The organism is Synechococcus sp. KORDI-49, assembly GCF_000737575.1.
Lineage (GTDB): Bacteria > Cyanobacteriota > Cyanobacteriia > PCC-6307 > Cyanobiaceae > Parasynechococcus.
In genome coordinates, this window is record NZ_CP006270.1 from 202957 (window position 1) to 217904 (window position 14948).

Genomic DNA, 14948 nt, shown 5'->3' on the forward strand with positions numbered 1-14948 from the left:
GGGGAATCAGATGTGATCAGGGTCGATCAAGAGCGATGATGATCCCGAAGCAGTGGCAGCTGAAACCAGGGTGTGGATGGCGAATCATGATGTTCACGATGATAGCCAAAGTGGTAACAGGCTGCGAAAGACAAGACAGGATTGAGCGCCAGGCTGCGAGAGGTGATGCCCGGTTGTGACGTCACTCCTCTCCGGTGTGGCATCCAGGTTCCCACCAGAAACAGCTGACATGAACTGATGATCAGTGGCAGAACGCAGAACAGCAGTAATGGCAGTGCATGATCGGTCTGATGGTGGCGCGTCAGGTTGAAGAGAACGAACCAGAAGCCACCCAGGTTCAGCAATTGTTTCCAGCTCAGATAGTTGCCCATGAAGTGGACATACCAACTGAAGATGCCGTCATTGGTGGAGCGTTGATAGTCAGGATCCCGATCGGATTCAGGTGCCTGATGATGACGTCGGTGGTTCCGGTAGCAGAGCCTGTAGGACAGGCCCGCGTACAGAAACAGGCAGACCCTGCCGATCAGGCGGTTCAGCCCAGGCTGTTTTGGAACGAGGCTGTTGTGCATGGCGTCGTGGGCCACGATGAACAGTCCCGTGTGCAGAAACGCCCTGACCAGGACAACCGCGCCGAGCAGCAGCGGTGGGATCTGATCCAGCGACAGGTTCAGGCTGAAGGCCAGCGTCAGCAGCCAGGCTGATCCGATCAGACCAGCCAGGGCGAGACCCTGCTGGCCCTGACGGTTCAACTCACTTGCCACCCAGTTTGAGCAATTCAGCCGGGGAGGCGAGCAGGTCGATGGCCACGAAATAGATCTTGTCGTTTTCATCCAGCAGGAAGCGCCAGGCCACGTTCATGCCCACCTCGCGTCCGAACCAGGGCGTCTGCACCTTGCCGGTGACCTTGATCTGGTTGAAGCCGCCCTCGGTCGGCTCGCCGTATCCGCCCTGAGGCATCAGCTTCAGGTTCTGGCAATCCCGCTTGAAGAACTTGAGGATGGCGTCGCGTCCGACGATCGGACGCTGGAACGGGGGCTGCAGCGCGCCGTCATCCAGGAAGAGATTGATCAGCTGATCGAAGTCGTTGGCGTTGAGCAGCTGCATGTAACTCAGGATGGTCTGATTCAGCACCCCGGGAATGAAGATCTCCTCGCGCTGATCCTCCGGGGTGGGAGCCACGATCGGCTCGGTCACCACATCGCTGTCGTTCACGTCAGGGTCGTAGCCCATGTCGACCACGAAGTTGCGAAGCAACGTGATCTGCTGGCCCTGCTCCACTTTCTTGACGGCCTCCAGCACGGAATTGGCGTTGGCAGACAGCCTGTATCCCTGAGGGATCGGCGCCACCTTGCCCTGACGCATGAATTCGCCCAGTTCGTACCAGAAGCAGAGCTTCACGTTCACCGACCAGTAGGCGTAGCGAGCCGAAATCGGGCTGTTGATCTTGGCGGCCAGGTCACACATCACCTTGGTCTGCTCGTCGAAGCTCATCGCCAGGATCTCGTCCAGCGTCGGTCGAGCCAGAGCCATGCGGGCTGCGCCGGGGGCCGCCACCGTGATGGTTTGTCCCATCTCCAGATAGGCAAACCAGATCAGAGCCAGCTGGTCTTCCGCGCTCAGCAGCTTGAAGCGCGCCGTGATCGCCGGAACGGCATCCGCGGTCAACGTGTCCGGGAAGATCTGGCGAGCTTTGTCGAGCGTGAACATCCGCGGAGGGCACAGAGCGGCTGAACCGTAACACTATGTGTCGGGTTTGCGCGTACCTGGCGTGTCTTTGCTCTGTTGCGGCTGTGATCTGGTATAAGCCTGTCCGTTTTATCCGACGGGTCGCTCCCGGTCTGCACTCGTCAGGCTGCGAAACGTCCGCTCCGCCTGGTGCTCTGCGGTTCTGATCGTTCCCAAGGGGAAGGCCGCCCCTCCCGGATGGGAAGGACGGCCTATCTCGCTCGTTTGTGCATAGCAATCGACCTAATCAGTGATGCTTCAAGGGTGTTGGAACCTCAAGCAAATGGACTGAAGAAACGGTCGAAGCGTCTGGCTTGATGGCGCCTGGGGCCAGGGAGTCCAGAGGTTGGGCCGGCATCCTTCAGGGCACCTTGGTCTTTGGCGGTGCAGAGGATGGTCGACTGGTCGGACGCACAGCTGTGTCGTCGCAGACGAAAGGCCCACGCATGGGTGGAAACTGTTGGAGCAGGGGCCGGAAAGTCAGGCTGCTTCTGGGATGTGCTCAGGTGGAGTGTCGGCCGTCATGGCTCCTCCGATCTCGATGAACACAGTGTTGGTGTTCCAGGCGACAAAGACAATCGGTGTTAAGGCGCATTGCCGTGATGGGTGCCGCCGATCGAGTCTTGGGGTGGCGTGCCTGCCTCCGTGGTCACGGTCGGACACCACCATGTGAGAAGGTGGTACGGACCGCCTTTCTGGCCGAATTTTTTGACGATCTTCATTGGAAATCTCTCCTGGGACGCTGAGAGAGAGGACCTCATCCATCTGTTCACCCAGTACGGCGAAGTGAGCAAGTGCTCCATGCCCCTGGACCGTGAGACCGGCCGCAAGCGTGGCTTCGCCTTCGTCGACCTGGCGAATGAGGCGGATGAAACCTCCGCGATCGACGATCTGCAGAACGTTGAATGGATGGGACGCGGCATCACCGTGCGCAAGGCTGAGCCGAAGCGCTGACGCCGTTCGTTCGAACGGGTTCATGCAACATCCCCCGATCGGGGGATGTTTTTTCGTAGGCATCCGCGGAAGCTGATCCCATCCGGGGGAGTTCCCCTCTCCGCAAACAAGCAGGTCGGCATGACCCCAGCACACGTCTGCTGTTGCCTGAGCGCACAGGCCTGCCGATGAAATGTGCATACTCTGGAGTCATGTCCGAGACCACCACGCCTCAGCAACTGGAGCGCGACCTTCATGTCGCCCGCCATCACGGCCGTTGGCTCAGTGATGAGGAACGTCTGGAGCTGGAGCGAGAGGAGTCTGAGCGACTGCAGAACGAGGAGCAGCAGAAGCAGCTGCGCACCAAGCTCACCGTTCTGGCCGGTGTGTGTGTATTGCTGCCCCCCATGTGGCCGCTGGCCCTGGGTCTCACGCTTTACCTCCTGTTCCCGCGCACCATGACCCACGTCGGCTTCGCCGCCGGCGCTTTCATCGTCACCGGCGCCATCGTCGGTGCAGGTCTGCTGATCGCGCTGATCGCCTGGTTCTTCACGGTTCTGCTTTGAGCTGTCGGTCCTGACGGCGTTGATACACCATTCGGCAGGCTGACTCGTTACGTTGTGTGAAAGGTGTTTGACCAGGGCATGTCGGGACGTTTCGGAATTATCGGTTGTGGGTATGTGGGCAGTGCTGTCGCTCTGCACATGCGCAACAACTGCATCGAGGTCACCGGCACCACCACAAGCCCGGATCGCCTGGGTGAACTCTGCGCCGTGGTCGACCATCCCCGCATCTTCAAGGCCGGGGATCCATCCGCCGACACCAGCTTCCTCGACCAGCTGGATGGCCTGTTGATCGCCATGGCACCCACAACGTCGACCTACGAGGAAGATCAGTACAAGGCGGTCTACGGCGAGGCGATTCCCGCCCTGGTTCAAGCGATCCAGCAGCGTTCCAGCACACAGTCACTGCATGTGACCTACCTCAGCAGCGCCGGTGTGTACGGCGACAAAGCTGGACAGGTGGTCAACGAGCTCACACCCCCCGATCTCAGCAACCCCACCAACGCCCTGCTGGCGGATGCCGAGTCAACAGTCCTCACGTTGAACTCCTCCTCGGTGCAGGCCAGCGTTCTGCGTCTCGGCGGGATCTACGGCCCGGGCAAGAACATCGCGGATTACATCCGTCGTGCCTCCGGACGGCAGGTTCCCAAGAACGGCAATCACATCAATGCCTGGGTGCATCTCATGGACATCATCCGTGGTGTGGATTTCGCCTTCCAGCGTCGTCTGCAGGGGCTCTACAACCTTGTTGACGACATGCAGATGACCCGACGCGAACTCTCCAATGCCCTCTGCGATGAGGATGGCCTGCCCCCGGTGATCTGGGATAACCACGATCGTCCGGACACCCGTGTCTTTAATGCCCGTGTCAGCAATGCCCGGCTCCGGGCGATGGGATTCACGCCCCGGGTCGCCTCGATGCTTGAGCAGGTTCCTGCTCTGTAGTTCGCTGTTGGTCCTTTGAGCAGACCCCTGATCGGCCTGGCGGTGATCCTGACCCTTGCGTTGCTGGTCACCTGCGGTTCCAGGGTCAGGGTTCGCATCCGTTACCGGGTCGTGCCCCAGCAGCAACCTGAGCAGCCAGGGCTGCGAGGGCCGGTTGCTCCGTCCGGAGGACTGCTGATCTGATCAGACGTCAAAGTCCTTGCAGCCTTTTCTCCAGGGGTGGGTGGCACAGTCCATCGCCCAGTAGTCCAGGGGTGGTTTGTTCACCGGTGCGCTGGTCCGTGGATCGGCCACCGGCGCTGTGCGGCGCCGACCGATGCGGGGCAGATGGTCAGTGATCAGGCTCAGGTTGAAACGCGCCATCACGGATTCCTTCACTGATCAAGGTGTAACGCGCAGCACAGGGAATGTCCTTGGACGGATCTGAGTTTTTTCTGTGAAGGTGTGATCGGCTCACCAGAGCTGTGTTTCCGGCGCCAGTCGGCAGGCCCGGGGCATGAAAAAGGTTTTTTGTAGCAACTGGAACAGTTGACAGCCCGTCCCTGAGTTCTCATGGTTTCAGTTTGAACTCAATCCGTTTTGGATCTGATCACCACACCCTGTGATGTCGCCGGTCTCCACCGTCTCAGCATCGGAAGTGTGGTTGGTGCCCTCTGGCTGCAGACCCATTTCCCCAGCGCTGAATGGGACACCCTGCTGGCGGGTCAGGCAAGTTTCTCGTCTGACTGTGTCGATAGCCTGATGGCCGACGCACGCTCAGCCGGCCTGAATGTTCAGCAACTCGTTGTTGTCGAATCCTGAAAATCTGACCGTGTCAGGAGAGTCGAACTCTCGCTCGGTTCAGTGTTGTCGGTGACCTTTTTTCTGTTCAGCATCCATCAGAACGGTCACCAACAGCGTCAGCACGAATGGTCCTTTTTTACGACGACGAGGATCAGATCCTTCCACTTCTGATTCACCGTGTGGATGCTGGTATGCCACCCTGCCGCTGCAGGGATTGTGATGGCATCCTCCGTCGCATGAACGAGCTGGGGCTTTCTGAGCACGAAGAGGCTGCTCCACTTGTGGCTTGAAGCCAGGGACGGCGATCCGGGTTTGTGAACACCGATTGCGAGCATCCACAGATCGCACCGCCCAACTTTTAGAAATCTTGTGTGGTCTGAATGGCTTCAGTGTCAGAGACGTTCTGTCGTGACTTCGGTGTGTCTCTCGCAGTTCTGTTGCTCGAGATGAAGGCAACACTCGAGGATTTTGAAGACCAGCTCCTGAGCTCCGGACAAGCAGAGCCGGAGTTGGAAGGTGTGAGTGGATGATCGAGCAGATCCGCGCTGTTTTCGCTGATCCGCAGGTGTCCGGTCTGGATCGCCTCTACGACGCCATCAATGCTGCCCGGGATCTCGCTCCCGATTCCGATTTCCAGGCCTGCTACGACATCGTCATGGCCGGCGGCGGACCAGAGGCAGAGGCCTGGATCAGTTTCACGGTGAACACGGCGATGCGCTTCCCGATCGATCAGCAACCCGAGCCGGAGCAGTTCCTGGCCGTTCTGGAAGAGGTCTGTGACCGCCATCGCGGTCTGTGAGTCTCAGCTTTCGGAATACCTGAGAGCCTTCAGGCTCATCACCATGTGGGTACGCACGCTGCCCAGTGCCATCACCTGCTTCGTTGTGCGCGTTTTGCCCACCGAATCGCCCTGTAGCTCCAGCCACTGCAGCAGTTCCCTGGTCTGGTCAGCCCAGGCCGACAGGGCTGCCCTCAGCAGATCATCCTCATCAACCCCCATCTCACGCTCCTGAGCACCCCTCTCAGCTGCCTTGAGCAGGGCGCTGAGCTGCAGATGGCTCAGGGCATCAGGAACAGAGGGATCGAAGTCGATGCTTAAGGAAATCTGAAGTGATGGCTCAACCGTAGGCCCGGATGCCCCTCGCGTGCCAGTGCTTGGTCTCAGATGTCATCCATAAGGCTGCTGATCCGGGTCCACGGGCAGTCCTCGCAGGCCGAGAGCGAGTCGGCGTGCCAGCAGCAGTCCCGGATACAGCGCTTCGGCGCGGCTGCGATCACGGAACAGATCCCGCAGCACCATCAGCAGCGGATCGCTCGGCTGCATCCGTCGGCTCAGTTCGGCGATGGCAGCGCTTCCGTGCCAGGCCTGTTCCCCCTCCATCAGCACGGCACCATCCGCCAGGCGCATCCCTCTGGCTTCGAGCGTCCGCCGCAGGGCATCATCGGCCCGGCCATCAAGAATCTTCAGGTCCGGCAGGCCGCCGAGCAGCTCACTGCGGAGGGCGAAGCTGCGGCAGAAGAGGCAGCCGCCGTCGTAGACGAGGGTGAGTGGCATCACCGGAGTCTGTCGTGCTTCACCTGCTCGTTGCGGCCCTGCTGCTGATCCTGTGGGCCCTGCCGGTCTCCGCCGACTGGCTCTGTGACGGGGATCGGCTCCAGCTCGAGCGTGTCGCGGGGGCGGTCGATGTGCGCGGTCTTGCCGGTGGCATTCCCAATTCCAGCGATGGCACCCTGCCGGGGGATGGAATTCTGCTGACCTGGCGCGGAACGACCCTTCAGCTTCCGCGCACCAACAATGCGGGGCCGCCCAGCTACACGGATGGCCGCTGGTGGTGGCGTGAACCGGTCGGCGAAGCTCCGGAGCTCCTGGAACGGCGTGGTGACGTGATCGAACACGCCTGCGAGCCCCTCGTTGACGCACCAGTACAAACGCACTAGAACAGGTGTATCAGTCCAGCGCTTCCCATGGCTCCCAGCTCCCCCTACGCCACATTCCGTGCCGAGGAATGGATGCGTGCATCCCAGATCCGCCCCCGCAAGGTTCTCGCAGAGCTCTCCCCTGTGACGGTGCATCCCCCGCGTCGTCGGCAGACGCGTCGGCCAGCCTGCGGCGTGATTCAGGGCGAGCTGTTTCTCTATCCCGTGGTGGCCTGCTGAGGTCGCCGTTGTCTCCGGCGTCGGGTCCGCCTGCGGGTTCCTCCGTAGTGATATCCCTCCTCAAGGCTCGTCGTTGGCCAGCAGCCAGGGCAGACGAAATGCCACTCCGGTCTCGCTGTTGTCGACACCCGGTAGTGAAGGCTGCCGTCGCTGCTGCAACGCTCGCAACACGCCATGGGCAGGACGCACAGAAGCATCAGGTTTCAGTCGTAACAGTTTTTCCACATGACTGTGTGCTGTGATCGCGTCCTTTGTCGCGTTGATCTCAGAAAGTCCTCGTCAATCCGCCTCTTACGGTCTGTTGTGAAGACTGGATCCTGCCTGGATCATTCTGGCTTTTCACTGGTTGGTACCATTCGCTGAAAACGCTAACTGGAATTGGGGTTTTGAGGCTTCGTCGCAGTACGGATCCGCTCTGATTCCGGAATTTTTCGGCTTGGTTTCGACACACTCGGTTGCCTTGCCCCTGTCCTGTGTCAGCGCCCATTCAGGCCGCGAGAGGGGCCTGTGGAAAACCTGTGTAAAGCTTCGCTGATCAGGCTGCCGTCGCCGCTTTCAGGGCGGCCATTTCATGGGCGTCGCGACCGCTTTCGATCTCGTCAGGATGCTCTTCGAAATGGCGCAACCACTGCTGATAAGCCTGCTTTCGGGCCTCCGTTGCGTCCCGCTGACCGGCAACCGCCACCTCACCGATCTGCAGCTGGCTCTGCAGCAGTGCCAGCTGCGATTCCACGCAGCGCAGCCGTGCCTCCATCGCGATGGGCGGCGTGGTCTCGAGATGTTGCTTCAGGGCTTCCAGCACCACCTCGCCCCGGCTGGTACCGGTCTGCTCAGCCCTCTCTCTCAGGGCGCGCCGCAGCTGCCTCGGCAGTTTCAGCTTCAAGAGAGCCAGATGCCACCACGCATCAGGGTCTCCCAGAGTTCCTGCCGGGTTTGATCCTGTTCAGCGACCGCCACCGGTGCTGAAGACCGCAGGATGCGCTCCGGTGGCGTCCACCAGTCGTGCAGGCGATCCAGCCAGCCGGTGCGTCTGGGCCAGGGGCAGGAAGTCATGGCGCCTGCGGAAGCAATCTGGCTTCAGTGGAGCGCGCGCATCGCAAGACGGCATGCGTGCTTACACCTAATCGTTTCCGTGATGTCTCGGGGCCTGCCATCGTGCAGTCCGTTGCTTGTCGCCCGGGCATGAACGGTGAGGATCCAGTGACGCCGATGACGGCTCTGGTCGTCGACGCGGATGGCCGGCTCACCTACATGGGTGAGGACGGACGCCGCCGCGTCATCGTCGGTGATCAGGAGCTGCTCGACCGGCTGCAGAGCCTGCGGGGTGACTCCGACGACAACACCTTTGAGGGGGGGTGCGGGATCTGAACCCGGACTCCAGGCCCTACGTCAGCGGGCGGTTGTGCACCTCGGCTTCCCGGACCATCGTCTGCGCTTCCCACAGTCCTTCAACGCGACAGCAGTGGTGGTCGGCGTCGCAGGCCCAGTACCAGCCGTCCCCGAGGGATTCGATCGTGCTTCCACGCACCGTATGGATGATCAGTTGGTCCACAGGTGGCTTAGTGACGTCTTTCAGTCTTGTCACAGGTTGAGTCCAAAATGCAACCGATTTGGACCAGCCGGGGGCTGGGCCGATGGATTCAGTTGCTGCGGCCGAGGGCCAACACAGCATCCATGCGCTTCACCTCGGAATTCAGAAAGAAATCCGCCCACATGCTCATCAGAAAAGTGAGTGTGCCGATGGCGCGCACCTGTTCTGGAGAGCCGGCCGGTGTGTACTTGAAATCCATGAACATGCGATCTGCCACCTTCTGTTGCTCGCGGCAGCGGGCGTCGATCGACATCTCAGTTCTCCTTGCGCTGGCTGGGAAGGTCCGAGGGTTGCCTCAGCACGTAAGCGACCAACCCTGTCAGCACGAGGCTTACGGCGATCAGAGCTTCGATGGCAATGGAATAATCCGTCATTGGAAGCCTGTATGTGAAGAAAAGTTAACAAGGGTCGGCGTCGCTCTGTGGCGATGCTGTTGCTCAGTGCGCAGATCCGTTGCGGCGCAGTCCTGATTCCCGGGATGTCTGGCAATCTGATCGGTGATCTGCGTTGTTCGGCTCATGCTGTTGTTCGCCTCCCAGACGGCTCCCGGCGGTCCTGCCGTGATCCTTCCGGCCCTGTTGATCACCGGTCTTCTGGTGGCTGCCTCGCAGGCTTTCGTTCCCAAAGGCGGCAGCGACGACTGATCGCGAACCGGTTCAGCGGTCTGCCAGGGATGTCTCAGCCTGGCTTCAGAACCGGATGCCGACCTCTCCATACGTTGAGGAGACGTCGTTGTCGAAGCCGTGAAGCGTTTCCTGTTCTTCACCCAGCTGGTTCTGTTTTCCTCGTTTCTTCAGTTGCTCGATCCGGCGCTGGCTCTCTCCTGTCATCCCCTGTTTGGGGGATGTGCATCCTCTGAAGCTGAATTAATCAGGGATGGAGAGCCTCACCTGCCTCCATGCCCCCTGTCTACGACCTGATTCTGGAGGTGAATGGCGATCTGCTCATTCGCCGGATCCTGGCGAATGGCCAGCGGGATGCCTGGGCCATGGCCAGGCGGCTGCACAGTGGCCGGGTGAAGGGAATTGTGTGTCGCGATGGTGAGGAAGCGGATGCTCCGCTCGACTCCCACCGCTAGAACGTCAATGAGCATCGGGCTCTCCCGTGGATCTACGTGTCGGATCGCCGGAGATGCAGAGGGTCACCGCGGAATGCCGCGACCTGCTTCGCGGCCAGAGGGTGCTGCTCTGCTTCGGCGACCATCTGGCTCTCTGTGCCGTCGCGGATGCCGAGGTCTTCAGCGGGGGCGTCAAAGCGGCGGTGACCACAGAGGAGGAAGGGGTGCAGCACGCGCTGCGGCATCGCCCTGATCTGGTTCTGGCCAGCGAGGATCTCGAGCGCGGCTACGGCATCCGCCTGTTGCAGCGTCTCAAGCAGGCTCTGCCTCAGACCCGTCTGCTGATCTTTCTGCGCCGCGAAACGCAGGCGGTGGTGCAGGAGGCGATGCTGGCCGGTGCCGATGGCGTGCTGTTCATATCGGCCCTCGGCGGCGGCAGCGGCAATTTCGTTAAGGCCCTGCAGGTGACGGCCCGAGGCGGGTTGTTCTATCCGGGAGCGGTGCGTGCCGCTCTGAGGCCAGTCGGCGATCCTCCCTCGCGCCTGGAGGCCAGGGACACCCTCTCGGAGCGGGAGCTCGAGGTGGTGTCCTGCATCGCCGGTGGCTACCGCAACAGCGAGATCGCCGAGCAGCTGCAGATTTCAACGGAGACCGTCAAATCCCACATCAGTGCGGCGATCCAGAAGCTGGGCGTGCGTGATCGCACTCAGCTGGCCGTGCAGGCTCTTCTGCACGGATGGATCTCGGCTCAGTAGACCCCGTAACGGATGCCGCGGTAACGCAGCTCCAGCCCGGCGGTTGCCTGCTGTTGATCCCGATTCGGCTCATAGGACACGCCCCGGTAGCAGAGCGTCCTGCGGCTGTCCCGGCGCACGGCGGTGTGCTGTGCATCGGTGTGTTCGGCGTTGGCGTAGTCCCTCGTCATCTGCAGACGAGCCCGCTCGACGGCCTGACGGCGCATGGTGCGGGTTTTGATCAGTTGAAGCGTGTTCATCACAGGCTCCTTGTACAGCGCCCGCGTCCCCGTTGCCTGACGCGGGTCTGACTGCAGCCCCGATGGACGGGGCTCAACGTGCTTTGATCATAGAACATTTCTGTAGCAACAGCTACTTTTTTGCCGTCCGGATCCGGCTGCCAGCATGGCGCCATGGACCCCGCGATTCCCGTTCTCTGCATCTGCGGCCCCTCCGCCGCCGGGAAAACCACCTTTGCCGCTGCACTGGTTGACCATTTCCGTGGTCGCGGCCGGTCTCCGCTCACCGTCGCCTGCGACGACTACTACCGCAGCGACTGGACCCCGCATCCGCTGTTCGGTTACGACACGGTCGAGGCCATCGATACGGACGCCCTGCGCTCGGACCTCGAAGCGGCGCGATCCGGCCGGGCCGCCAGCCTTCGCCTCTACGACATGCGTTCCCGCACGGTCGGGCGTCGCGTCATCGACGCTGCCTACGACCTTGTGGTGCTGGAAGGGTCCTACGGCCCCCAGGATCTGATCCAGGGTTTTCCCTTCGATGGACTGATCTATCTCGAGGAGTCGCTGCCCGTCCGACTGGTCCGCCGTCTGAGCCGTGATGTGCGCCAACGCCACCGCTCACCCCGTTACGTGATCCGTCAGATGCTGCGGGAGATGCTGCCCGGAGAGCGCCGTTTCATCCGCCCGCTGCGGGAGCATGCCGATCTGGTGGTCCGGGATCCGCAGCACGGCATCACGGCCGTCGGTCGTCTGATCGGCGACAGCTGATCCGCCGAGGTCTGGCTAACAACCAGGCAGATCTCCTCGTCCCATGGCCACGTACAAGATCAGCATCGAAGGCGGTGCCAGCTTCGACTGTGCTGACGACGTCTACATCCTCGATGCGGCCGAGGAGGCCGGTGTGGATCTTCCCTACTCATGCCGAGCCGGAGCCTGTTCCACCTGCGCCGGAAAGCTGATCAGCGGATCCGTGGATCAGACCGACCAGAGCTTCCTGGATGACGATCAGATCGGCCAGGGGTTCGCACTGCTCTGCGTCAGCTATCCCACAGCGGACTGCGCCATCAAGGCCAACGCCGAAGACGACCTGAACTGATCACGCCTTTCGCGTGATCACCGGTTTGCGGCGGTCGGGATACAGCTCCCTGCAGAGGGGGCAGACCCGTCCGTCGCATCCGCGTGCCGTGCAGAATTCGCGCCCGTAGAAAATGATCTGGAGGTGGAGCCTGTTCCAGGCCCTCTCCGGAAACAGGGCCTTGAGGTCCCGTTCGGTGCGCGCCACGTTCTCCCCGTTGCTCAACCCCCATCGCTGAGCCAGGCGATGGATATGGGTGTCCACCGGGAAAGCGGGCACGCCGAAGGCCTGGGACATGACGACGCTGGCGGTCTTGTGCCCCACCCCGGGCAGAGCCTCCAGCTCCTCGAAACTCTGCGGCACGGCGCCGTCATGGCGCTCCAGCAGCAGCTGGGCCAGCCGGCGCACGTTCTTCGCCTTGGTCTTCGCCAGTCCGAGCTGGCGGATGAAGCCGAGGATCTCCCCCTCCTCCAGCTCTGCCATCGCAGCAGGAGTCGGTCCTGCGGCGAACAGCGCCGGTGTCACCTCATTTACCTTCTTGTCCGTGCACTGAGCGCTGAGCAGCACGGCGATCAGAAGCGTGAACGGATCGCTGTGGTCCAGGGGGATCGGTGTTTCGGGGTAGTGCTCCTCGAGGCGTTGCATCACCCGTTCGGCTCGCTCCTTCTTGCGCACGATCGATCAGTCCTCTCGCCCACCGCCGAAGCGGCGGAACAGTCCCTTCACCCGGTCCTTGGCGCGTCGCACCGCCCCCGCCCGGGCTGCCGGCGTTTCGCTGGCGGGCTCCGGCTCGTGCGATGGCTCCGGCGATGGTGTGGGTGTGGGTGTGGTGGCCTCTGCCTGGCTGGGCAGCCCTGCCAGTCCGGCGCTCAGTCGCCGTTGAAGATCGGTGCGGGCCGTTTTCAGCACCAGCACATCCCGGCGCCAGTGCGCGAGCACGGCGTCAGCCCGTTGCAGCTGCAGAACCAGATCCTGCACGTCCCTGGGCAGACTGTCCCGGCTGTAGCGGTTGCCGTCGATCTGAAGCAGCGGGGGCAGCGGAGAGGGGCCTGAACGCGTCATGTCGGGAGCCGCTGATCCTCGAACTCATTCTTCCATCGATTTCTGGGCGTGGGATATTGTTTAGATATGTAGTTAATATCGTAACGATATCGTGCAAAGTTGCCTGTTCCGCAACAGTGAGTCAGATCTTGTTCGATCTTGACGGTGCGCCTGCGGCGGCGGATTCGCTCTGCCTCCTGTCTTCTTGTCTCGCTGACCATGCTGACCCTCGGCTGCGGCCGGGAGCCGGTGCAGCAGGTCGCGGACCGGCGTCCGACGGTGCTCACCACCTTCACCGTGCTGGCGGATCTGGCCGCCAATGTGGCCGGCGAGCGTCTTCAGGTGCGCTCGATCGTCAAGCCCGGGGCGGAGATCCACGGCTATCAGCCCACCCCCAGCGACATCGAGCAGGCCGCGGGAGCGTCCCTGATCATCGAGAACGGATTTGGTCTGGAGCTCTGGGCCCGGCGCTTCACCGCCGCGGCCGGCGACATTCCCACGCTCACGCTGACGGAGGGAATGCAGCCGCTCCTGATCGGAGAGGACGCCTACGCCGGCAAGCCCAATCCCCATGCCTGGATGTCGCCGAAACGGACCATGGCCTATGTGGATCGTCTGGTGCAGGCCTTCACGCGTCTGGATCCCGCTGGTGCGGATGTCTTCGCCGCCAACGGCCGCCTCTACAAGGATCGTCTCAAGACTCTCGACGACGAGCTGCGCCGCACGCTGGCGGGGATTCCTGAGCAGCGGCGCGTGTTGGTGAGCTGCGAGGGGGCCTTCTCTTACCTCGCGGATGATTACGGCCTACGCGAGGCCTATCTGTGGCCGGTCAACGCCGAAAGTGAGATCACCCCGAGGCGGATGGCCCGGTTGATCGACCTGGTGCGGGAACGGCAGGTGCCGGCGGTGTTCTGTGAGAGCACCGTGAGCGATGCGGCTCAGCGTCAGGTGGCAGAAGCCACCGGTGCCCGCTTCGGGGGAACCTTCTACGTCGATTCCCTGTCTTCAGCGGATGGCCCGGCATCCACCCTGCTGGACCTGCAGCGGCACAATGTGAAGCTGATCCGCGACGGTCTGGCCGGAGGCAAGGGGTGATGCGCATCGAGGCGGAGCAGCTCTGCGTCGATTACAACGGCACGGTTGCGTTGTACGACGCCAGCCTGCATCTGCCTGAGGGTTGCATCTGCGGGCTCGTGGGCATGAACGGTGCCGGCAAGTCCACCCTGTTCAAGGCGCTGACGGGCTTCGTGCGGCCATCCCGTGGCCACATCCGCATCAACGGCCGCAGTGTGCGGGAGGCCCAGCGGCAGCAGGCGGTGGCCTACGTCCCTCAGAGCGAGGGCGTCGACTGTCAGTTCCCAGTTTCTGTATGGGATGTGGTGATGATGGGCCGTTACGGCTCCATGAATCCGCTGCGGATCCCCCGCAGCAGCGATCGTGTCGCCGTGGGCGATGCACTGCAGCGGGTCGACCTGCTCGAGCTGCGCAACCGGCCGATCGCTGCGCTCTCAGGCGGCCAGCGCAAGCGCACCTTCCTGGCCCGGGCCATCGCTCAGCGGGCTGATGTGCTGCTGCTGGATGAGCCGTTCAATGGCGTGGACGTGCGCACCGAACAGCTCATGGCTCAGCTGTTTCTGCAGTTCCGCGAGGAAGGTCGCACGATCCTGATCTCCACCCACGACCTCAGCCATGTGCGCGACTTCTGCGATCTGGTGGTGCTGATCAACAAGACCGTGCTCGCCTACGGAGAGACCTCTGAAGTGTTCACTCCTGAGAATCTGGCGATGACCTTCGGGGGGCTGCCGCCGGATCTGCTCACCGGCAACAGCACCCCTGAAGCCCCGCACTGATCACGCCTGGTCAGCGGTTGTCGAACCGCGTTCCATCACCCGGTTCAGCACGGCCTGTTTGATGCGGGCCCGGTCCCGCTCCACATAGATCTCGGCCCAGTGCTCGGGTTTGGATTTCTGCTGAACCGCCTCCAGCTCGCGTTCGAGTTCGTCGAACACGGCATCGACGAACCCATCCGGGTTGTCGCCGAAGCTGTCATGGCGGTTCAGAACCTTGTCGAGACGACGGATCAGTCGGGTGGCGCGGGACAT

Annotated in this window: 32 protein-coding genes; 16 read left to right on the forward strand and 16 right to left on the reverse strand. The window is 62.1% G+C overall.

Annotated features, from left to right (window positions below):
• Positions 1 to 26: 26 nt before the first annotated feature.
• Positions 27 to 761 (reverse strand): fatty acid desaturase, encoded by a 735-nt coding sequence (locus KR49_RS01100; RefSeq protein WP_043690862.1) that lies wholly within the window; start codon positions 759 to 761, stop codon positions 27 to 29.
• Entirely contained in the window at positions 751 to 1707 is a 957-nt protein-coding gene (locus KR49_RS01105; RefSeq protein WP_043690864.1) for an orange carotenoid-binding protein, read from the reverse strand. Before KR49_RS01105 ends, KR49_RS01100 begins: the two co-directional genes overlap by 11 nt.
• A gap of 726 nt (positions 1708 to 2433) precedes the next feature.
• Between KR49_RS01105 and KR49_RS01110 the strand changes: the two genes are divergently transcribed.
• The 4 genes from KR49_RS01110 to KR49_RS14165 all read left to right on the forward strand — a co-directional run bounded on the left by KR49_RS01110 (position 2434) and on the right by KR49_RS14165 (position 4349).
• A complete protein-coding gene (locus KR49_RS01110; RefSeq protein WP_043690867.1) occupies positions 2434 to 2679 on the forward strand; it encodes an RNA-binding protein in 246 nt (81 codons plus the stop codon).
• A 191-nt stretch (positions 2680 to 2870) separates the two neighbouring features.
• On the forward strand, positions 2871 to 3224 hold the full coding sequence (locus KR49_RS01115; protein ID WP_043690869.1) for a hypothetical protein: 354 nt from the start codon (positions 2871 to 2873) through the stop codon (positions 3222 to 3224).
• 78 nt (positions 3225 to 3302) lie between these two features.
• Positions 3303 to 4166 carry an SDR family oxidoreductase gene (locus tag KR49_RS01120; protein ID WP_043690871.1) on the forward strand — a complete coding sequence of 288 codons (864 nt, stop codon included), beginning with the start codon at positions 3303 to 3305 and terminating at the stop codon, positions 4164 to 4166.
• A gap of 15 nt (positions 4167 to 4181) precedes the next feature.
• Entirely contained in the window at positions 4182 to 4349 is a 168-nt protein-coding gene (locus KR49_RS14165) for a hypothetical protein (RefSeq protein ID WP_173402111.1), read from the forward strand.
• Here KR49_RS14165 and KR49_RS01125 read toward each other — a convergent pair whose 3' ends face one another.
• A complete protein-coding gene (locus tag KR49_RS01125) occupies positions 4350 to 4529 on the reverse strand; it encodes a hypothetical protein (protein ID WP_156957065.1) in 180 nt (59 codons plus the stop codon).
• 216 nt (positions 4530 to 4745) lie between these two features.
• Here KR49_RS01125 and KR49_RS01130 point away from each other — a divergent pair, with 216 nt between their 5' ends.
• Positions 4746 to 4967, forward strand: coding sequence for a hypothetical protein (locus KR49_RS01130; protein ID WP_043690876.1), 222 nt, complete (start codon positions 4746 to 4748; stop codon positions 4965 to 4967).
• A gap of 39 nt (positions 4968 to 5006) precedes the next feature.
• Here the strand turns inward: KR49_RS01130 and KR49_RS13690 are convergent, their stop codons facing one another.
• Positions 5007 to 5147, reverse strand: coding sequence for a hypothetical protein (locus tag KR49_RS13690; RefSeq protein ID WP_156957066.1), 141 nt, complete (start codon positions 5145 to 5147; stop codon positions 5007 to 5009).
• 328 nt (positions 5148 to 5475) lie between these two features.
• Between KR49_RS13690 and KR49_RS01140 the strand changes: the two genes are divergently transcribed.
• Complete coding sequence (locus KR49_RS01140; RefSeq protein ID WP_043690881.1) at positions 5476 to 5748, forward strand: hypothetical protein; 273 nt, start codon at positions 5476 to 5478, stop codon at positions 5746 to 5748.
• A 3-nt stretch (positions 5749 to 5751) separates the two neighbouring features.
• On the opposite strand, the gene KR49_RS01145 is transcribed toward KR49_RS01140, so the two are convergent.
• Positions 5752 to 5949 carry a hypothetical protein gene (locus KR49_RS01145; protein WP_156957067.1) on the reverse strand — a complete coding sequence of 66 codons (198 nt, stop codon included), beginning with the start codon at positions 5947 to 5949 and terminating at the stop codon, positions 5752 to 5754.
• 168 nt (positions 5950 to 6117) lie between these two features.
• Positions 6118 to 6504, reverse strand: a complete 387-nt coding sequence (locus KR49_RS01150; protein ID WP_043690886.1) for a DCC1-like thiol-disulfide oxidoreductase family protein — start codon at positions 6502 to 6504, stop codon at positions 6118 to 6120.
• 14 nt (positions 6505 to 6518) lie between these two features.
• Between KR49_RS01150 and KR49_RS01155 the strand changes: the two genes are divergently transcribed.
• Positions 6519 to 6887: a hypothetical protein gene (locus tag KR49_RS01155; RefSeq protein WP_043690888.1), complete on the forward strand. Its 369-nt coding sequence runs from the start codon at positions 6519 to 6521 to the stop codon at positions 6885 to 6887.
• A gap of 27 nt (positions 6888 to 6914) precedes the next feature.
• Positions 6915 to 7106, forward strand: coding sequence for a hypothetical protein (locus KR49_RS01160; protein ID WP_043690890.1), 192 nt, complete (start codon positions 6915 to 6917; stop codon positions 7104 to 7106).
• Positions 7107 to 7166: 60 nt separating this feature from the next.
• On the opposite strand, the gene KR49_RS14455 is transcribed toward KR49_RS01160, so the two are convergent.
• From KR49_RS14455 to KR49_RS13695, 3 genes are all read right to left on the reverse strand, one after another.
• Positions 7167 to 7295, reverse strand: coding sequence for a hypothetical protein (locus KR49_RS14455; protein ID WP_256381026.1), 129 nt, complete (start codon positions 7293 to 7295; stop codon positions 7167 to 7169).
• A 346-nt stretch (positions 7296 to 7641) separates the two neighbouring features.
• On the reverse strand, positions 7642 to 7989 hold the full coding sequence (locus KR49_RS12970; protein ID WP_052378122.1) for a ribbon-helix-helix protein, CopG family: 348 nt from the start codon (positions 7987 to 7989) through the stop codon (positions 7642 to 7644).
• Positions 7986 to 8159 (reverse strand): hypothetical protein, encoded by a 174-nt coding sequence (locus tag KR49_RS13695; protein WP_156957068.1) that lies wholly within the window; start codon positions 8157 to 8159, stop codon positions 7986 to 7988. Before KR49_RS13695 ends, KR49_RS12970 begins: the two co-directional genes overlap by 4 nt.
• A gap of 102 nt (positions 8160 to 8261) precedes the next feature.
• Between KR49_RS13695 and KR49_RS01170 the strand changes: the two genes are divergently transcribed.
• On the forward strand, positions 8262 to 8474 hold the full coding sequence (locus tag KR49_RS01170; protein WP_253912783.1) for a hypothetical protein: 213 nt from the start codon (positions 8262 to 8264) through the stop codon (positions 8472 to 8474).
• 16 nt (positions 8475 to 8490) lie between these two features.
• Here the strand turns inward: KR49_RS01170 and KR49_RS14170 are convergent, their stop codons facing one another.
• Together KR49_RS14170 and KR49_RS01175 are read right to left on the reverse strand one after the other, a co-directional pair.
• Positions 8491 to 8658, reverse strand: coding sequence for a hypothetical protein (locus tag KR49_RS14170; protein WP_173402112.1), 168 nt, complete (start codon positions 8656 to 8658; stop codon positions 8491 to 8493).
• 88 nt (positions 8659 to 8746) lie between these two features.
• Entirely contained in the window at positions 8747 to 8950 is a 204-nt protein-coding gene (locus KR49_RS01175) for a hypothetical protein (RefSeq protein ID WP_043690896.1), read from the reverse strand.
• Positions 8951 to 9194: 244 nt separating this feature from the next.
• Between KR49_RS01175 and KR49_RS13700 the strand changes: the two genes are divergently transcribed.
• Positions 9195 to 9341, forward strand: a complete 147-nt coding sequence (locus tag KR49_RS13700; protein ID WP_156957069.1) for a hypothetical protein — start codon at positions 9195 to 9197, stop codon at positions 9339 to 9341.
• A 45-nt stretch (positions 9342 to 9386) separates the two neighbouring features.
• On the opposite strand, the gene KR49_RS13705 is transcribed toward KR49_RS13700, so the two are convergent.
• Positions 9387 to 9527 carry a hypothetical protein gene (locus KR49_RS13705; protein ID WP_156957070.1) on the reverse strand — a complete coding sequence of 47 codons (141 nt, stop codon included), beginning with the start codon at positions 9525 to 9527 and terminating at the stop codon, positions 9387 to 9389.
• A gap of 68 nt (positions 9528 to 9595) precedes the next feature.
• On the opposite strand from KR49_RS13705, the gene KR49_RS01180 reads away from it, so the two are divergent.
• Together KR49_RS01180 and KR49_RS01185 are read left to right on the forward strand one after the other, a co-directional pair.
• Positions 9596 to 9775 (forward strand): hypothetical protein, encoded by a 180-nt coding sequence (locus tag KR49_RS01180; RefSeq protein ID WP_043690899.1) that lies wholly within the window; start codon positions 9596 to 9598, stop codon positions 9773 to 9775.
• A gap of 26 nt (positions 9776 to 9801) precedes the next feature.
• Positions 9802 to 10509 (forward strand): response regulator transcription factor, encoded by a 708-nt coding sequence (locus KR49_RS01185; RefSeq protein ID WP_043690902.1) that lies wholly within the window; start codon positions 9802 to 9804, stop codon positions 10507 to 10509.
• On the opposite strand, the gene KR49_RS01190 is transcribed toward KR49_RS01185, so the two are convergent.
• Complete coding sequence (locus KR49_RS01190; protein WP_253912784.1) at positions 10503 to 10748, reverse strand: DUF4278 domain-containing protein; 246 nt, start codon at positions 10746 to 10748, stop codon at positions 10503 to 10505. The two genes, KR49_RS01185 and KR49_RS01190, sit on opposite strands and share 7 nt — an antisense overlap.
• 153 nt (positions 10749 to 10901) lie before the next feature.
• Here KR49_RS01190 and KR49_RS01195 point away from each other — a divergent pair, with 153 nt between their 5' ends.
• Together KR49_RS01195 and KR49_RS01200 are read left to right on the forward strand one after the other, a co-directional pair.
• A complete protein-coding gene (locus KR49_RS01195; RefSeq protein ID WP_043696428.1) occupies positions 10902 to 11498 on the forward strand; it encodes a nucleoside kinase in 597 nt (198 codons plus the stop codon).
• A gap of 43 nt (positions 11499 to 11541) precedes the next feature.
• Entirely contained in the window at positions 11542 to 11826 is a 285-nt protein-coding gene (locus tag KR49_RS01200) for a 2Fe-2S iron-sulfur cluster-binding protein (RefSeq protein WP_043690908.1), read from the forward strand.
• Here KR49_RS01200 and nth read toward each other — a convergent pair whose 3' ends face one another.
• The gene (gene nth, locus KR49_RS01205; protein WP_043690911.1) at positions 11827 to 12480 is read right to left on the reverse strand and encodes an endonuclease III; all 654 of its coding nucleotides are present in this window, start codon (positions 12478 to 12480) and stop codon (positions 11827 to 11829) included.
• Between the two features lie 6 nt (positions 12481 to 12486).
• Positions 12487 to 12867: a DUF6447 family protein gene (locus tag KR49_RS01210; RefSeq protein WP_043690914.1), complete on the reverse strand. Its 381-nt coding sequence runs from the start codon at positions 12865 to 12867 to the stop codon at positions 12487 to 12489.
• 198 nt (positions 12868 to 13065) lie between these two features.
• Between KR49_RS01210 and KR49_RS01215 the strand changes: the two genes are divergently transcribed.
• Positions 13066 to 13941, forward strand: coding sequence for a metal ABC transporter substrate-binding protein (locus KR49_RS01215; RefSeq protein ID WP_084188073.1), 876 nt, complete (start codon positions 13066 to 13068; stop codon positions 13939 to 13941).
• A complete protein-coding gene (locus KR49_RS01220; RefSeq protein WP_043690918.1) occupies positions 13941 to 14696 on the forward strand; it encodes a metal ABC transporter ATP-binding protein in 756 nt (251 codons plus the stop codon). Before KR49_RS01215 ends, KR49_RS01220 begins: the two co-directional genes overlap by 1 nt.
• Here the strand turns inward: KR49_RS01220 and KR49_RS01225 are convergent, their stop codons facing one another.
• Positions 14697 to 14948 (reverse strand): hypothetical protein, encoded by a 252-nt coding sequence (locus tag KR49_RS01225; RefSeq protein WP_043690920.1) that lies wholly within the window; start codon positions 14946 to 14948, stop codon positions 14697 to 14699.

What these genes read in the sequence shown, in the direction of transcription:
- KR49_RS01105 (WP_043690864.1), bottom strand. Translation starts at nt 1,707, where the DNA reads ATGTTCACGCTCGACAAAGCTCGCCAGATCTTCCCGGACACGTTGACC.
- KR49_RS01115 (WP_043690869.1), top strand. Translation starts at nt 2,871, where the DNA reads ATGTCCGAGACCACCACGCCTCAGCAACTGGAGCGCGACCTTCATGTC.
- KR49_RS01120 (WP_043690871.1), top strand. Translation starts at nt 3,303, where the DNA reads ATGTCGGGACGTTTCGGAATTATCGGTTGTGGGTATGTGGGCAGTGCT.
- KR49_RS01125 (WP_156957065.1), bottom strand. Translation starts at nt 4,529, where the DNA reads ATGGCGCGTTTCAACCTGAGCCTGATCACTGACCATCTGCCCCGCATC.
- KR49_RS01140 (WP_043690881.1), top strand. Translation starts at nt 5,476, where the DNA reads ATGATCGAGCAGATCCGCGCTGTTTTCGCTGATCCGCAGGTGTCCGGT.
- KR49_RS01145 (WP_156957067.1), bottom strand. Translation starts at nt 5,949, where the DNA reads ATGGGGGTTGATGAGGATGATCTGCTGAGGGCAGCCCTGTCGGCCTGG.
- KR49_RS01150 (WP_043690886.1), bottom strand. Translation starts at nt 6,504, where the DNA reads ATGCCACTCACCCTCGTCTACGACGGCGGCTGCCTCTTCTGCCGCAGC.
- KR49_RS01160 (WP_043690890.1), top strand. Translation starts at nt 6,915, where the DNA reads ATGGCTCCCAGCTCCCCCTACGCCACATTCCGTGCCGAGGAATGGATG.
- KR49_RS13695 (WP_156957068.1), bottom strand. Translation starts at nt 8,159, where the DNA reads ATGACTTCCTGCCCCTGGCCCAGACGCACCGGCTGGCTGGATCGCCTG.
- KR49_RS01175 (WP_043690896.1), bottom strand. Translation starts at nt 8,950, where the DNA reads ATGTCGATCGACGCCCGCTGCCGCGAGCAACAGAAGGTGGCAGATCGC.
- KR49_RS13705 (WP_156957070.1), bottom strand. Translation starts at nt 9,527, where the DNA reads ATGACAGGAGAGAGCCAGCGCCGGATCGAGCAACTGAAGAAACGAGGA.
- KR49_RS01180 (WP_043690899.1), top strand. Translation starts at nt 9,596, where the DNA reads ATGCCCCCTGTCTACGACCTGATTCTGGAGGTGAATGGCGATCTGCTC.
- KR49_RS01190 (WP_253912784.1), bottom strand. Translation starts at nt 10,748, where the DNA reads ATGAACACGCTTCAACTGATCAAAACCCGCACCATGCGCCGTCAGGCC.
- KR49_RS01195 (WP_043696428.1), top strand. Translation starts at nt 10,902, where the DNA reads ATGGACCCCGCGATTCCCGTTCTCTGCATCTGCGGCCCCTCCGCCGCC.
- KR49_RS01200 (WP_043690908.1), top strand. Translation starts at nt 11,542, where the DNA reads ATGGCCACGTACAAGATCAGCATCGAAGGCGGTGCCAGCTTCGACTGT.
- KR49_RS01210 (WP_043690914.1), bottom strand. Translation starts at nt 12,867, where the DNA reads ATGACGCGTTCAGGCCCCTCTCCGCTGCCCCCGCTGCTTCAGATCGAC.
- KR49_RS01215 (WP_084188073.1), top strand. Translation starts at nt 13,066, where the DNA reads ATGCTGACCCTCGGCTGCGGCCGGGAGCCGGTGCAGCAGGTCGCGGAC.
- KR49_RS01220 (WP_043690918.1), top strand. Translation starts at nt 13,941, where the DNA reads ATGCGCATCGAGGCGGAGCAGCTCTGCGTCGATTACAACGGCACGGTT.
- KR49_RS01225 (WP_043690920.1), bottom strand. Translation starts at nt 14,948, where the DNA reads ATGTCCCGCGCCACCCGACTGATCCGTCGTCTCGACAAGGTTCTGAAC.